This window comes from Quyinboa ferrireducens (genome assembly GCF_042436675.1).
Classification (GTDB): Bacteria; Bacteroidota; Bacteroidia; order Bacteroidales; family UBA5342; genus JBHJHP01.
In genome coordinates this window covers 79,364-95,947 of sequence record NZ_JBHMVA010000015.1, presented here as the reverse complement: position 1 = coordinate 95,947, position 16,584 = coordinate 79,364, and the positions used below count along the sequence as shown (strand labels likewise).

The window sequence follows — 16,584 nt, the reverse complement described above, 5'->3', positions numbered from 1 at the left end:
CTGATAACCGCTGAATCCAGATCGCCATCTAAATCGCTGATGGTGTAAATAATGGAGTCTGAACCAAAGAAATCTGCGTTCGGTGTATAATCTATGCTTGATCCGGCATTAATGGAACCTGTTCCATTTACTGGTCCGGTGATATGCGTAATGGTTAATCCACCGCGATCGGGATCAAGGTCATTTACCAAAGGATCAATATTAATACTGTTATCTTCAAGTACGATTTCAGTATCATCAATTGCATCCGGAAGGTCATTCACCGGAGTCACGGTTATATGAATCCATGCAGTGGCTGTCTGATTATTGGCACCTACTTCTTCAACCTGATACTGGATAGAATCCAGGCCATTGAAGTTTGCATTCGGTGTATAAGTCAGATCCGAACCTGAGATCACAACAGAACCACTATCCGCAGCAGTCAAAATACTTATCGTCAATCCTGTTCCGTCAGGATCATAATCATTAGTTAACGGAGAGATCACAACTGCCACATCTTCATCAGTAGTTACTGTGTCATCTGCAGGAACCGGTGCATCCGTATCATCCGCATTAATAGCTACGAAAGCAGTTGCGGTTGCCTGATCACCATTATAATCTTCGATAGTATAGGTAAATGAATCACTTCCATAATAATCTGCATCGGGCACATAATGAATCTGGTTGGTTACGATTGTAACAGTACCGTGTGACGGTGTTCCCAATGATACGATTGTGAGTCCGTTAAAATCCGGATCATCATCATTTGCGATCACATCAAAATCTGTAGTAACATCTTCGTTAATAGTGTAATTATCATCATTTGCCACCGGAATGTCATTTACCGGAGTAATGGTAATTATAATCAGTCCCTGATCAGTACTTCCACCTGCCCCGTTTTCCTGAATCTGATATACGATGGTATCCTGTCCGTTATAGTTGGCAGCCGGAGCGTAAGTGATCAGATTACCTGCTACAGATGTAATATTTCCGTGAACTGGCGCTGAAACAATACTCATCGTTATCCCACTGAGATCCGGATCCTCATCATTCAGAACTGGATTCACATCAACACTGGTATCTTCTGAGGTAGTTACAAAATCATTATTTGCTATCGGGGCATCAGAATTATCCGGATTTACAGTAATATAAACATTTGCTGTTGCCTGGTCTCCCTGACCATCTTCAATTGTGTAGGTAAATGAATCAGGCCCAAAATAATTAGGATCTGGTACATAGTGTATCTGATTACCGCTAATTGTTGCAGTACCATTTGCAGGATCTGACACAGAAACAATGGTTAATCCCATGGCATCCGGATCATCATCATTATTCAGTACTGAAATATCTACAGAATTATCTTCAAGCACAGTAGCATTATCATCGTTTGCTACAGGAATATCATTAACCGGAGTAACGGTAATAATAATGTATGCCTGTGCGATTCCACCTCCTGAACCAACTTCTTTTATTTGATAAAGGATAGAATCCATACCATAATAATCTGCATTTGGGGTATACAATATATTATCACCGAAAATTATTGCTGAACCATTTACTGGTGGATTTACGATCGACAGAATCAGACCTGAATTATCAGGATCTGAATCATTATTCAGTGGAGATACAATCAGTGGAGATACTGCATCTTCAATTGTTGTTGCAGTATCGTTAACTGCGATGGGTAGATCATCTACCGGAAAGACCAGTATTCTGTCCATTACCGTATTCGACTCTGCACCGGCATCGTCAATTAATTTATAGTAAAAATTATCCTGACCGAAATAGTTGGCATCGGGTGTATAAGTCACACTTCCATCAGCTTCAACTACCACCGTACCATGGGTCGGATTCTGTGTAATGGTAACTCCGGATGGTGAAAGATTGCCATCCACATCTGAATCGTTGGTGAGCACCTTAATATTTACAGGTGTGTCTTCCTGGGTAATCCGGTTCTCTAAAACTGCCACCGGTGGATCATTGACAGGCGTCACTGTAAAATAAATCTTACCTGTTGACTGATCACCTTCCCCATCCTGAATCACATAGGATGCTGAATCCATACCGTTAAAGTTCAGATTCGGTTGATACTTATATATCCCACCTCCCTGAGGTATAATAGTACCGTTTACGGGTGAACCAACAGAAACCATTGATAATCCACTGTTATCAGCATCGTAGTCATTCAAAAGCGGATCAAATGCAATACTTAGCACGTCCTCATCTGTTGTCACATTATCATCAACTGCCCCTGGATTATCATTTACCGGGTTAAGCGTAATGGTTATTGTTGCAGTTGCCTGATCGCCCTCACCATCCTCCATAGTATAATCAAATGTTACTACGCCACTAAAATCCAAATCCGGAGTAAAGTGAAGATCCGTTCCATTTGCGTCTATAGTTACTGTTGCATTCAATACAGAAGAAATACTAACAAGGGATAACCCGGACCTATCAATGTCCAAATCGTTTTCAAGTGGAGAAAAGGTTACAGTTTGATCTTCGTTAAATGTCATAGCTGTATCCACAGCTACCGGAACATCATTCACATTGGTAACTGTAATTACTGCATTTTCCTGGGTGTTCTGACCGTCAGCATCTGTAATGGAATAAGAAATGGTATCCGTTCCAAAGAAGTTTAAAACAGGTTCATATTCGATCTCACCGTCATTAACGTTAAAATTAAAAGTCTGCGCATGACCCGGCAATTTAACAACTGCGAGTGTTAAAGGTGTATCGCATAATCCCTGATCATTATCCAGAACATATACGCCACTCAGAAGTGTCTCTTCTGCTGTGGTAAATGCATCTGGCACAGCAATTGGAGTACAGTCATCGTCTATAATTAAACCATTTGCACTGGGTTTATTATATAATGCATGTGGAGATGGTAAATTGGACAAATTGAATTTCAGGTTCTCATCGTTTTCATCTGTCTCATCATCACCGGTTGGCACACTTATTTTTACAGCTGTTGTACCTGCAGGAAACGTTGCTGTACCTGTCACCGGAGTATAATCATTATCTGCAGTCGTAGCCTGATCATCCTGTGTTGCATAATCGATGGCAAGATCTATGGCATAAGGTTTATCAATAGTGATCCAGAAATTCAGATCGTTACCCTCTATAGCTTGTGTATCAAGCACAGAAAAGAATACAGGTAAATCATCATCTGTAATAAGGGCAAGTTTACTGGATGCCAGGTTGTTAAATGCAAGATTCCCGGCTTCAGCAATATTCAGCACAAACTGTTCCAGAGCCGGTTCAAAAATATCATCATTAAGTATAGGAATAGAAATTGTTCCGGTAGTGGTTCCCGGAGCAAAAAAGAGTGTATCGGCTTCCGACGTGTAATCCTGACCGGCTATTGCACTTATATCATTCGTAACATAGCGTACCCAGGTTAACTTTTCGCTTATTTCATCCAGATTTACTGTAAAAACAGCAGCAGTGTCTGTTCCTTCCTTCACAGAAATACTTGCAGACGCAAAACTATATGAACCCGGATCGTCATTATCAATAATTGTACAGGTTCCCACCGGGTTAGAAAAATCGCAATTAACAGGATTCGTAAGTTCAACGGTAAACTGTTCATCATATTCATCTACACCGTCTGGTAAAACTGAAACATTAATTGATGCTTGTGTACTTCCGGAAGGTATAGTTATCACTCCTGTTTTAGATGTAAAATCCTGCGATGCAGTAGCTGTACCTGCTACTGTCTGATAAGTAAATGAAACATCCTGTGCATATACTGTACCGAGGGTAACCGTAAAAGTAACATCCTGAGAAGTTGATGGTTCTGTTACAGAAACATCGTTTATGGCAACACAAGGATTTATTTCGACATATTCTGAGAACTTAGAAGTTACAGTAAGCCCGTCGCAGGTTGTTACACCCCGTACACGGTAAAATCCCAAGTCATTAACAACAAGACTGTCATCCGATTCCCCTGTAATAAAATTAGACCCAAGCTGCCACTCATAAGATGGAAATCCACTTGCTCTCAATATCGCATTATTAGGATAACAAGCTGTACCTCCTGTTACAAGTGGTTCCTTTGTTAAAAGTGGATTATCTCCAAACCCCGAAAAGTAGCATCCTGCCCCAATCAGATCATCTCTCACGGATAACGAAGCATTAATGGCATGTTCTGCATCTATCTCCAAATTCCAGTCGCCTGTTGGAGTGAATCCCGTAAAATTAAAGTCCGATATGGTATAACTAACCCAATCCGTACCAGTAATTACATTTGGGCCGCTATTGTTAGGATATCCTGACAAAATTGTTGATATCCCTGTTCCGTTTACTGTAAAGTTTGATCCTGCCTTGGTAACCAGAGAAAGGATGGGACTGTTTCCGTTTGGATCAGCCATATCCACATCAGCAATCATTTGTGTGGCAAAAGGTATATTTACCTTTGTATTAGCCATACAATTCAACGGTGGAATAAAACTCATACCTATGGCTGCATCTGAGTTATCTGCTCCCAGCGTTTGGTACACATAAACAGGCTCGGAAGACTCCACATACATCAATCCTGACGCTGTAAAATAAGAATCATCCAGAAATATATGATCTCCAGCATTTGACAATGTGGTTATAATCGCACCGTTAACACTGATTGTAGTATTATTTGCAGTAGCTACAATAAGAGCCTTTTCATTCAGAGTTGATCCACGCCCCTTATTAATTGCATATTCCTTCCCAACATACTCAACAGGTACAATCTGATCGCCACCAATATCCTGTACAGTGGATGAACCACCGCCCAGCCATGATCCGGTATTCACCACTATAGGTTTATCACTGGTTATATGGGAGCCGTTAATGGCATTCGCATTGATAATATTAGCAGCATCATAAGGGCTTCCGGTCCATGTATGCAGATTAATTTCATCTGCAACTACATAAGACTGATACTGATTTAAAGTAATTGTAAAACTGTTAGTGGTATGGTCCAAATACTTTGCATCAGGATTACTGATGGTAATCTGTGTATTGTCCTCCGTTGCCATAATGGAGACAAAGTGGTTTCTTGGTCGTGCATTCTCGCCATAAACAGTGTAAATATGCCCTGTATAAAAATCCAGTCCGGCTGCAACCTTGCCTTTGGTTGTCAACATTAAACCTTGTACCGTTGAACGGTGCCTGGCATTCACAAAAAAAGGTTTTTCAGCTACCAATACCATCCCGTGATCATCCAGTGCAGCATTTAAGTTACTTTTATCAATAACTCCCCACGCAGCCTGTTGATAACCAAGATCAACTATCTGCGGCTGACTTTTGGAAATTTGCACCTGCTGGGATCTTCCTGCAGTATTGAACATCGTGACAGTAAATGGCACAGACTCATTAGTTGACAAAACAACATATTGCTCCCCAAAATCCTTTTCAACGATTGTATTGGCATATAATGGAGGTAAATAATGTATCGTATCTAATTGTGAATAAGCAAAAAATATGTTGCTTAAAAACAAAAACAACGCTAGATTCTTTCTGGTTAACATGCTTAGGTACATAAGTCAATGTTATTAATATGTTAAACAATTCCAAAATAAACAAAAAAAATCCACAACTCAAAACATTTTTAGCAAAAAGAAAACGCTTTTATAACGTGCATAAACAAAGGATTTAACCTAAAAAATGGCTCAGGAAATATTTGATTAAATTTTTACTAATTATTTTGTGCGTAAGAAAAAATATTCTATTTTTGCCCCGCATTTAAATAATAGCTCCCTTTAAACAGGCATAAATGCAGGATCTCAAAGGAGAATTCAAATCAAATAATGCGAGAATAGCTCAGTTGGTAGAGCACAACCTTGCCAAGGTTGGGGTCGCGGGTTCGAGTCCCGTTTCTCGCTCAAAAAAATTCAGAGAAATCGAAAGGTTTCTCATTTTTTTATCCGGGTGTAATTAAAAATATTTAATATCGATTAAATAGAAATCCGGATTCAACTATACCTGTTTGCACACTATAAGGGAGTGCAAATGCAAGTAGAAAAATACTTATGCCCAGGTGGCGAAATTGGTAGACGCGCCAGGTTGAGGGCCTGGTGACCGTTTTAGGTCGTGCTGGTTCGAGTCCAGTCCTGGGCACTTAAAGGCTTCCATTTTAATATGGAAGCCTTTTTATTTTATATTAACCTATCTGAAAAAGAAGTGTAGCATAGCGAAATCCCAGTGAAGATACGATATCTGGAAGGCCGGTCCTGAGGACTGAAAATACTTTACAGAAATATTAAGAAATCTTTGCCTTACTCCAACTGTTAAATTAATATTTATAATATAATTAAGGACAATATATAAGGTTTATCCTTCGTTAAAATTCTGAAAAACCAGATTATATGATGCATAGAATTATAAATAACGCTTCATCATGTTTAAAATTTTAACAACTATAAAAAGCAGAATATCATACACATACATAATTTTTTAACATTTTATTTACAATAACGCTTTAATTTAACAAATTATTTATATATTTGCATGATAGAATTAATAATGCCTCATCTCTCAAAGTCTGAACTCCAAACTAACAATTTAATATTGTAAGCATGGATTTTATAGAAGAAGTTGTCATGCAGCTTAACGAAGGCTGGTTTGCATATGACAAAAGATCATCTGAAATTAAAGTTAATTCCAATTGGGAATTTGCACCTGGACAAACAATTTCAGAAACATTATCTCTCCAAACCTTTATAGATACATTAAAGGTTCAGAACAAACATCAGTTTTCAGAAATACTGGAAGACTGTTCAAGAGAACTTCCGGTTAAGAATTTTATTCTAAAGACCAGAAAACAAACATTCATTGTAAACGCACAGGTAGCCCGGGCCAATGATTTCAGAATCATAGGAACACTCCTTAACGGTTCTGAAATTGAAAAACAAATTGACACATTGGTCAGGGACAAGGAAACCGCAGAATATAACGATAAGTTAAAATCAACTTTTCTGGCCAATATGGCCCATGACATTCGCATTCCTTTAACCAGCATTTCCGGATTTGCCGAAATGATGATAGAAGAAGACTTTTCGGATGATGACAGAAGGGGTTTTGCCAGGATCATAGAGCGCAATACTGAAAATCTGGTTCAGATTATTAACGATATTATTGACATTTCTAAAATTGAATCCGGACAGATGGAGCTGGTTAAATCAGTATTCGATCCTGAACAACTTTTTTTAGATATGTTTAACCAGTATCAGGGTGAACTTGAGCGATCCAGAAAAACCGATGTCACTATTAAAATTGATTTACCCGAAAAAAGAGATGTCCTGATAACGGCGGATAAGCTAAGACTAAAACAGATTTTAACTCAGCTGCTTGATAATGCTTTAAAATACACTCATACCGGAAAAATTACTTTTGGTTTTAGAATTAAACAGGTTAAAACCATAGACGTCTTTGTTAGCGACACTGGCATCGGCATTCCCAAAGAAAAACAGGATGGCATTTTCAATCTATTTAAAAAGGACGAAGAAATATACAATAAACCATATGGCAGCAACGGCCTCGGATTACATATTGTAAAGAAAATTGCAGATATGATGGGAACTGGCCTCAACTTCACTTCAGTAGAGCATGAAGGAACAACATTTTCCTTTGGACTGCCGGTTTACGAACAGGTTAATGCGCCACTCAGTAAGGCCAGAAAAAATAAATATAAAAAGCCTGTAAGTCCCTGGACAAATAAAAAGATACTGATCGTAGATGACGTCAAAGAAATATATGAATACATCCGCTTATCCTTAAGAAACTCCAACGTAACCTGTTTATTTGCCAATTCAGGAGATTCTGCCATTAAGATCATGGAAACAATTTCGGACATCGATCTTATTTTGATGGATATACAAATGCCTGGAAAAAGTGGCGCGGACACACTACAGGAAATGCGGAAAAGGAAATTATCCATACCTGTAATAGCGTTAACAGCATTTGCTCTCACCGGTGATAAGGAAAAATTTCTGGAGATGGGGTTTAATGAGTATATCTCCAAACCCATCCGGCAAAATGATCTGTTTAAAACACTAAAAGCATTTTTATAAGCTACAGTAAAATTTCACACAAAATATCAGGCCGGGAAACTCATTGAATTTTCCGGCTTTTATTTGTATTTTTGGCGCTCTATTAAAGCAGGTAAAATGACAAGCAAGCTCACTTTTTACAATTCAATATCACGTAAAAAAGAAGTTTTTAAACCGATAAACCCGCCATATGTCGGACTATATGTTTGTGGTCCTACCGTATACGGTGATCCGCATTTGGGACATGCACGCCCTGCCATTACATTCGACCTGCTCTTCAGATATTTAAAACATCTGGATTACAAGGTGCGCTATGTACGTAACATTACAGATGTTGGCCACCTTGAAAATGATGCTGATGAAGGCGAAGATAAAATTGGCAAAAAGGCCAGACTGGAACAACTGGAGCCAATGGAAGTTGTGCAGTATTACACCAACCGCTATCATTATATGATGGACAAACTCAATGTGGAACGGCCATCCATTGAACCACATGCATCTGCGCACATGATTGAACAGATTGAGTTCATTAAAACGCTTAAGGATAACGGCTGGACGTATGAATCGAACGGTTCAGTCTATTTTGATGTTGTAAAATATAATAAATCGCATCATTACGGAAAGTTGTCAGGAAGAAAAATCGAGGATCTTCTGAACACAACACGCGAACTTGACGGACAGGAAGAAAAACGTAACAGCGTGGATTTTGCACTTTGGAAAAAAGCATCTCCTGAACACATCATGCGCTGGCCTTCACCCTGGAGTGACGGATTCCCTGGCTGGCACCTTGAATGTTCAGTAATGAGCACCAAATACCTGGGTGACACTTTCGATATTCACGGCGGTGGAATGGATTTACTATTTCCGCATCACGAATGTGAAATTGCACAGAGTGTGGGGGCAAAAGGTCATGAAACGGTAAAATACTGGTTGCACAATAATATGATTACCATTGATGGCCAAAAGATGGGTAAATCGATGGGAAATTTCATCACACTGGAACAACTGTTCTCGGGCAACCACAACAGACTGGAAAAAGCATATGATCCGATGACGATCCGCTTTTTTATTTTGCAGGCACATTACAGAAGCACACTGGATTTTTCAAATGAAGCATTACAGGCATCCGAAAAGGGACTTGCCCGTTTGCTGGATGGAGTGGCAAATCTCAGTAAGCTTAATGCTTCTGATAAATCTACTGCAGATATTCAAAAGCTGGAAGATGCATGTTATAATGCCATTAACGATGACCTTAACAGTCCGATTGTTATTGCAAACCTGTTCGATGGCGTAAAAATGATCAACAGCTTGATGGCCGGAAAGGACACCATAAGTCAGGACGATCTTGACAAACTGAAGCAGCTGTTTCGCACATTTGTTTTTGATATTCTGGGATTGACAGAAATTAAAGAACAGGCAGGTGATTCAGGATCAGAGCCATTTAATAAGGCGGTGGATATGCTGTTGGAAATGCGTATGGAAGCCAAGAAAAACAAAGATTGGGCAACTGCCGATCTTATCCGCAATAAGCTGAGCGAATTTGGTTTTGAAATCAAAGACACTAAAGAAGGATTTGAATGGAACTTAAAATAAATAAATTACTGCTCTTAATAGCTCTTCCGTTTTTTTTAACAGGATGCCCTAAAAGCAAGTCTGTTCACAAAATATCCGAACAAAAAACGGAGAAAAAGCAGGTTTTAGTTACGCCTCCATTTAACCCGGATTCTGCTTACACCTACACTGCCGATCAGGTAGCTTTTGGCCCCAGGGTAATGAACAGCGAAGCACACAAAGCCTGTGGGGACTATCTGGTAAAACAACTTAACAGATTTGGAGCCAGGGTTTACGAACAAAGAGCCGACCTGACTGCTTTTGATAATACAATTTACAAAGCACGTAATATTATTGGCTCATTTAATCCCGACATGACGCAACGCGTTATGTTATGCGCGCATTGGGACAGCCGTCAGTTTGCCGATCAGGAAAGGGATAAAGAACTGATGAGAAAACCCATTGACGGAGCCAATGATGGAGCCAGCGGTGTAGGCGTATTACTGGAAATTGCAAGACAGATCGGACTACACAACCTTCCTTTTGGCGTGGACATTATATTTTTTGATGCCGAAGACCAGGGACAACCCCGTTTTTTGCCAGCATCCAACAATTCTGCCGATACATGGTGCCTGGGCTCGCAATACTGGGCTAAACATCCACATAAAGAAAATTACTGGGCGCAATACGGCATCCTTCTGGATATGGTCGGTGCAAAAAATGCTGTATTTCCAATGGAAGGATTTTCTATGGAGAACGCGCCTGACCTGGTAAATAAAATCTGGAACCTAGCTTCAAATATGGGTTATAGCCAATATTTTTTATTTGAACGATCTGCCCCTGTCACTGACGATCATTACTATGTAACCAAAGGAAGTGGCATCCCCTGCATCGATATCATTCATTATCATCAGTCTAACATTCACGGATTCGGTGATTTCTGGCATACACACGATGATACCATGGATATTATTTACAAACCAACGTTATATGCCGTAGGAAGTGTTTTACTGGAGCACCTGTATCAACAACCATTTTAATGCTTGAGCCATTTTATAAAGAAGGAATTACTGAAGCTGGTTGTGATGAAGCCGGAAGAGGTTGCCTTGCAGGTCCGGTCTTTGCAGCAGCTGTCATTCTGCCACCAGACTTTAAAAACTCTGTGCTTAACGATTCCAAACAACTTTCCGAGAAGAACCGCTACATGTTGCGTGAAATCATTGAAAAAAAAGCCTTAACCTGGGCTGTTGCTTCGTGTTCACCCGAAGAGATTGATCAGATAAACATCCTCAATGCATCTATCCTTGCCATGCACCGTGCCATTGAAAAACTGGCGGTTATCCCGAAACATATGATTATTGACGGCAACCGGTTCAAAAAATACAAAGAGATTCCACATTTGTGTGTGGTTAAAGGGGACGGGAAGTACCTATCCATTGCAGCTGCGTCCATTCTGGCTAAAACCTACCGTGACGATTACATGCTGAAACTGCATCAGGATTTTCCCGATTATGCCTGGGACCGAAATAAGGGGTATCCAACTAAAACTCATCGGGCAGCCATAGCCGAAAAAGGCGTTACACCCTGGCACCGTAAATCATTCCAGCTACTGGACCGTCAGATGAAGTTGTTTTAATCAAGGGTTCTCTCTGAGATAATCAATAACGATTAACATCCTACTGTTAACGATTCACGATTCACGACGGCCTTTTTGCGGCTCCCGCAGATAACGCAGATTTTCGCAGAAATATTTAATGATGACTAACGATTTACGAATTACGTTTCACGTCTAACGGTTCACCTCTACTGACTAACAAACAGACAACTTCCGCTTTTGTCTCTTATTTCGACCTTTACAATTAACGTTTTTTCATTTGAAAATGAGGATAAATTAATCTCACTTTTACGCGTCATTCTGGCTTCAATCAGCTTTCCATTTAAGGTGTAAATATGTACCTCTGCTTTTTCTCCCAATGGATTTAAAAACGAGATGCCATTTCCTTTCTGCAAAATCCATAATCCAGCATCATCATGAATATTACTTGTTCCTGATTTTGGACTGACAAAAATCTGATAAGCTGTATTTTCGGCTGACTTACAACCTTTTTGATCAACAGCATAAGTATCATATTCAGTAGTCTTATTCGGTTTTAACCACACATAACCTTGTGATAATTCTGTCATTCCATCTTCTGATTCCCAGTAAAACTCCAATGGTTCAAATCCACCCGTGATACCTCCACCCGGTGAAGGTAAATAAATACTGTCACCTTCTTCAATATAAAATCCTTCGTATCCTAAAACATATCCATATACAGTAAACCACACATTAATGGTATCTGTAACGCTATCGCCATTGGCGTCATAAGCAGTCAGGTAAAAAGGGTTCCATTCGTTACCTAACGGATAATCCAGAAACTCCGGAAACTGTGCTGTTGTATCATTCAGAAAAGCGCTTGCGGTATAAACCTTACTGAGACCGATATCATACGTGGTGTGCCAGGCAAAGCGATAGGGTTCCACACCACCTGAAAGTTGCATTTTATCTCCCAAACGATAAGAAGCATTTTGATCTGAAGCAATACAATATGCAGTATCCGGTCCAAGATCAAGGGTCAGTTGTGCTGAAGCTGTACACCGAGCTAACAGGAATAATACAAGTGTAATGAGTGTTTTAGGCATGGTAAATAGTTTTATGAGTAACAGATTAAAACAAAGTTACTAAATTAATTACGAATTATGAATTACGATTATCGACTCACAGCAAACTTTTTTCCGGCTCCCGCAGATTATGCAGAACTACGCAGATATAATCTAGTACGACAAACGATTTACGACTTACGTTTCACGATTCACGACTAACTTTTCACAGCCAACCTTTTTCCGGCTCCCACAGATTATGCAGAACTACGCAGATATAATCTAGTACGACAAACGATTCTCGGCTTACGATTCCTGATGTAAGAATTAAACAGATCCGCGCATACCCGCAAAATCTGCGGGATTCTAAAATGATGTAAGTTTTAGCTCAGCCCCTTCAGTAAATCCCTGAGCTTGTTCTGCGTAGAAGTTGAGGCAGGAACAATTGGCAAACGCACCACATTTTTAATCATTCCCATTTCGTGAAGTAAGGCTTTGATGCCGGGAGGATTCCCATCCACAAAGAGATAATCTGTAAACTTACCTATCTCCTCATACAGTTCCTCAGCCCTTTCCACATTCCTATTTAGTGCTTCATGGATCGACTTTGAAAACCGTTCCGGGAATGCATTACCAATAACAGAGATCACACCATCGCCTCCCTGTTTGATTAAGGGTAATGTCAGTCCGTCATCACCGGAGATCATCATAAAACCGGCCGGTCGGCCCTTAATTATAGCCTTCATTTGTTCAACCGAACTGGAAGCCTCCTTAACACCAATAATATTAGGATGTTGTGCCAGTTTGAGACAGGTTTCTGCAGCAATATTGGCAGCCGTTCTTCCCGGCACATTATATAACACAACCGGCACCGGCGACGCATCGGCAATGGCTTTAAAATGCTGATAAATTCCTTCCTGAACCGGACGGTTATAATACGGCACAACCGACAGAATACAATCCACACCGGCAAAATCAGTAGTTGCAATCTGGTCCAGTACATTTTTAGTACAATTGCCACCTAGCCCCATCATTACCGGCAAGCGACCTTTATTCTTTTCAATAACAAACTGCGCAATCTTCTTCTGTTCTTCTTTATTCAGGGTTGGGGTTTCTGCTGTAGTTCCAAGCACAACAAGATAATCTGCACCGCCACTTATAAGATGGTCAGTTAAATTTCCCAATGCCTCAAAATCTACTGTTTCGTCCTCATTAAACGGTGTCACCATTGCCACACCTAATCCTCTTAGTCTGTTAGGATCCATAAAGTTACAGTTTGTTGTTTTAATCAGTGAAACACTTATTATACAGTGGATTTCACGCTGCGAAGATAATACTTTATTTGTTCAGCTAAAAATGTTTCGTCCTTATCATCGGTCACGTCAATCACCAGATCGGCAACAGTTCCCTTACCAAAATTCTTCCCTGCTTTTAGCTCTGCATCTGCTATCTGGCATAAGACATCCACAAAGTCAGACTTCAGAAGATTAAGGTTCAGACATAAATTATATCTGAATTTTAAAAACTCATCCGTAAAATCAGAATTTGGCAAGCCTTTCCAGTCAAATTCACTTCTGCTGATAAACTGAATGTTATTCTGGGTGAGGCAAATGTCATCAAGTTCCTTTTTATCGAAAAAAGCCAGACAAGTAACTGTTTTTCCATCCCCTTGCAACGACTTGATTATATTGTTTATTCTCCCGTACTTGGAAATATCTGTTCCGTCAAAAATGATTAAAATACGACTGATATCGCTCAATGAACGATATTGCCGTTGTGATTTATGCTGTGCACAGACATCTTTCAACGCCTTGTTTTTCAGATATGTTTTAATCGCCTGTATCACTAATTCTGGTTTATCATTTTCAGAAAATCATCCTCACTGACGATCGGAATTCCCAGTTTCTCAACTTTCTCGAGTTTACTTGGTCCCATACCATCGCCACCAAGCAGAAAATCTGTATTTTTAGATATTGATCCGGTATTCTTACCACCGTTGTCCTCAATCATTTTTTTCAGTTCATCACGTGAATACTTTTCAAACGTGCCGCTGATCACAATGGTTTTACCTTTTAGCAACTCAGTTCTGTTTTCCAGTACCGATTGATCCAAAGCTAACTGAACCCCATATTCTTTTAAACGGCGAATAATTTCGAGATTATCCTTCTGTTGAAACCACGTGATAACAGACTGTGCAATCCGGGTTCCGATTTCATCAACGGCAACCAGTTCATCTTCTGAGGCCTGCATCAGCTTATCTATGCTGGTCATGGCATAAGCCAGTTTTTTGGCAACCGTTGCACCCACGAACCGAATCCCCAGGGCATACAACACCTTTTCGAAGGGCACCTCCAGCGATGCTTTAACACCAGCAACAATATTCTCTGCCGACTTTTCTCCCAGGCGCTCAAGCGATGCTATATCTTCTTTTTTCAACCGATACAAATCGGCTATATTTTTCACCAAATCCTGCTGATAAAACAGGTCCACTGTTTCAGCTCCTATGCCTTCGATATTCATGGCCTTGCGGCTGATAAAATGCTCTATCCTGCCCTTTATCTGTGGTGGGCACCCATTCTGGTTCGGACAGTAATGCGCAGCTTCGCCTTCGTAGCGGATCAGTTCTGTAGCGCATTCCGGACAGTTTTTAATAAACTGTACCGGGACATTCTCCATAAACCGGGACTCCTTATCAACCCCAACTATTTTGGGAATAATCTCTCCGCCTTTCTCCACAAATACAACATCATTCAATCTAAGATCCAGTCCCTCAATAATATCAGCATTATGTAACGAAGCCCTTTTTACAGTGGTTCCAGCCAGTTGAACCGGTTCAAGATTGGCAACCGGAGTAACCGCACCTGTACGCCCAACCTGAAATGACACACTTAAAAGCTGTGTTTTGACCATCTCTGCCTTAAACTTATACGAAATGGCCCAACGCGGAGATTTGGCTGTAAATCCAAGTTGCTTTTGCTGCCGGATTGAATTCACTTTAATCACAATGCCATCAATGGCAAATTCAAGATCATGCCGTTTGGTATCCCAGGTATGAATAAAGGCATATACTCCATCCAGGGTTTTACATTTTTGGGTATGATCACTAATCTTAAAACCCCATTCTTTTGCCTTCTGAAGGTTTTCATAATGCCCGTCAAACGGTACACTGTCTCCCGGCATATAGTAAAAGAACCCATCCAGCTTACGCTTGGCTACCTCTGACGAATTCTGCATTTTCAGCGATCCAGCTGCCGAGTTTCGCGGATTGGCAAATTGAGGTTCACCGTTTTCCTCGCGTTCCCGGTTGATAGCTTCAAACACCTTGAACGGCATCACAATCTCACCACGAATTTCAAACTCATCGGGATAATCGTTGCCATGCAATTTTAACGGAATAGAACGGATTGTTTTTACATTCTCAGTTACATCATCACCCTGCTCACCATCTCCCCTTGTCACAGCCCTGACTAATACTCCATTTTCGTAAGTCAGACTGATGGAGGTGCCATCAAATTTTAACTCGCATACATATTCGTACGGATCAGAAAGTGCTTTCTGCACACGTCCGTCAAAATCGGCCAGCTCATTCTCGTTATAGGTATTACCCAACGACAACATCGGGTATTTATGCTTCACACTGGTAAAACTCTGGTTCAGATCGCTCCCCACCCTTTTTGTCGGCGAGGAAGGATCATCAAACTCCGGATGCCGTTCTTCCAGCGACTGAAGCTCCTTCATCATCATATCGTACTGATAATCATCAATTGAAGGATCGTTCAATACATAATAACGATAATTATAATGATTGAGTTGCTCCCTGAGTTTCTCTATTCTTTGTTTTATCTCCGTATTCATGTTTCGTAATCAACAAAATTAAAAATTATTATTAGACACAAGACATAAGATACAAGAATCAAGAGTTACAAAAATCATTATTTTTCAAGCTTAACCGCATATTTTTTCTAATTTTGATAAAAATTAAAATCAAAAGCTGAAAAACATGAGTATACCACAAGAATTAAAGTACACTAAAGATCACGAGTGGATTAAGGTTGATGGTAATGAAGCCTTGATCGGTATTACTGATTTTGCCCAGGGAGAACTTGGCGATGTTGTGTTTGTTGAAGTGGAGACTGTTGGCGAAACAATTGAAAAGGAAGAGGTTTTCGGTACAATAGAAGCCGTTAAAACGGTATCGGATCTTTACATGCCCGTGAGTGGCGAGGTTCTGGAACTGAACACCAAAGTAGAAGATGATCCGGAAATAGTCAACAAAGATCCTTACGGAGATGGCTGGATCATTAAAATTAAAATTGCCGATACAGCACAACTGGATGATCTGCTTTCTGCAGATGCCTACAAGGAAATGATTGGATAATTTTTT

Annotated in this window: 10 protein-coding genes and 2 tRNA genes; 7 read left to right on the top strand and 5 right to left on the bottom strand. The window is 40.1% G+C overall.

What is annotated here, in order from left to right:
* Nucleotides 1-5,489 (bottom strand): Ig-like domain-containing protein (locus ACE01N_RS17495; RefSeq protein ID WP_380591819.1); only part of this gene is annotated, 5,489 nt, incomplete at its 3' end.
* A gap of 281 nt (nucleotides 5,490-5,770) precedes the next feature.
* Here ACE01N_RS17495 and ACE01N_RS17490 point away from each other — a divergent pair.
* The 6 genes from ACE01N_RS17490 to ACE01N_RS17465 all read left to right on the top strand — a co-directional run bounded on the left by ACE01N_RS17490 (nucleotide 5,771) and on the right by ACE01N_RS17465 (nucleotide 11,196).
* Nucleotides 5,771-5,843, top strand: a tRNA-Gly gene (locus ACE01N_RS17490).
* 149 nt (nucleotides 5,844-5,992) lie between these two features.
* Nucleotides 5,993-6,078: transfer RNA gene (locus ACE01N_RS17485), tRNA-Leu, on the top strand.
* A 458-nt stretch (nucleotides 6,079-6,536) separates the two neighbouring features.
* Nucleotides 6,537-8,030, top strand: a complete 1,494-nt coding sequence (locus ACE01N_RS17480; protein ID WP_380591817.1) for an ATP-binding response regulator — start codon at nucleotides 6,537-6,539, stop codon at nucleotides 8,028-8,030.
* A 96-nt stretch (nucleotides 8,031-8,126) separates the two neighbouring features.
* Nucleotides 8,127-9,602 (top strand): cysteine--tRNA ligase, encoded by a 1,476-nt coding sequence (cysS, locus tag ACE01N_RS17475; RefSeq protein ID WP_380591815.1) that lies wholly within the window; start codon nucleotides 8,127-8,129, stop codon nucleotides 9,600-9,602.
* Complete coding sequence (locus ACE01N_RS17470; protein ID WP_380591813.1) at nucleotides 9,587-10,600, top strand: M28 family peptidase; 1,014 nt, start codon at nucleotides 9,587-9,589, stop codon at nucleotides 10,598-10,600. Before cysS ends, ACE01N_RS17470 begins: the two co-directional genes overlap by 16 nt.
* Complete coding sequence (locus ACE01N_RS17465; RefSeq protein ID WP_380591811.1) at nucleotides 10,600-11,196, top strand: ribonuclease HII; 597 nt, start codon at nucleotides 10,600-10,602, stop codon at nucleotides 11,194-11,196. The genes ACE01N_RS17470 and ACE01N_RS17465 overlap by 1 nt, the downstream gene beginning before the upstream one ends.
* 167 nt (nucleotides 11,197-11,363) lie before the next feature.
* Here ACE01N_RS17465 and ACE01N_RS17460 read toward each other — a convergent pair whose 3' ends face one another.
* The 4 genes from ACE01N_RS17460 to ligA form a co-directional block, all read right to left on the bottom strand.
* Complete coding sequence (locus ACE01N_RS17460; protein WP_380591809.1) at nucleotides 11,364-12,242, bottom strand: hypothetical protein; 879 nt, start codon at nucleotides 12,240-12,242, stop codon at nucleotides 11,364-11,366.
* 341 nt (nucleotides 12,243-12,583) lie between these two features.
* Nucleotides 12,584-13,465 carry a 4-hydroxy-tetrahydrodipicolinate synthase gene (gene dapA / locus ACE01N_RS17455; protein ID WP_380591807.1) on the bottom strand — a complete coding sequence of 294 codons (882 nt, stop codon included), beginning with the start codon at nucleotides 13,463-13,465 and terminating at the stop codon, nucleotides 12,584-12,586.
* Between the two features lie 38 nt (nucleotides 13,466-13,503).
* The gene (locus ACE01N_RS17450) at nucleotides 13,504-14,046 is read right to left on the bottom strand and encodes a DUF6913 domain-containing protein (RefSeq protein WP_380591805.1); all 543 of its coding nucleotides are present in this window, start codon (nucleotides 14,044-14,046) and stop codon (nucleotides 13,504-13,506) included.
* Nucleotides 14,046-16,055: an NAD-dependent DNA ligase LigA gene (gene ligA, locus ACE01N_RS17445; RefSeq protein ID WP_380591803.1), complete on the bottom strand. Its 2,010-nt coding sequence runs from the start codon at nucleotides 16,053-16,055 to the stop codon at nucleotides 14,046-14,048. Before ligA ends, ACE01N_RS17450 begins: the two co-directional genes overlap by 1 nt.
* Before the next feature lie 145 nt (nucleotides 16,056-16,200).
* Here ligA and gcvH point away from each other — a divergent pair, with 145 nt between their 5' ends.
* The gene (gene gcvH, locus ACE01N_RS17440) at nucleotides 16,201-16,578 is read left to right on the top strand and encodes a glycine cleavage system protein GcvH (RefSeq protein ID WP_380591801.1); all 378 of its coding nucleotides are present in this window, start codon (nucleotides 16,201-16,203) and stop codon (nucleotides 16,576-16,578) included.
* The last annotated feature ends 6 nt before the right edge of the window (nucleotides 16,579-16,584 follow it).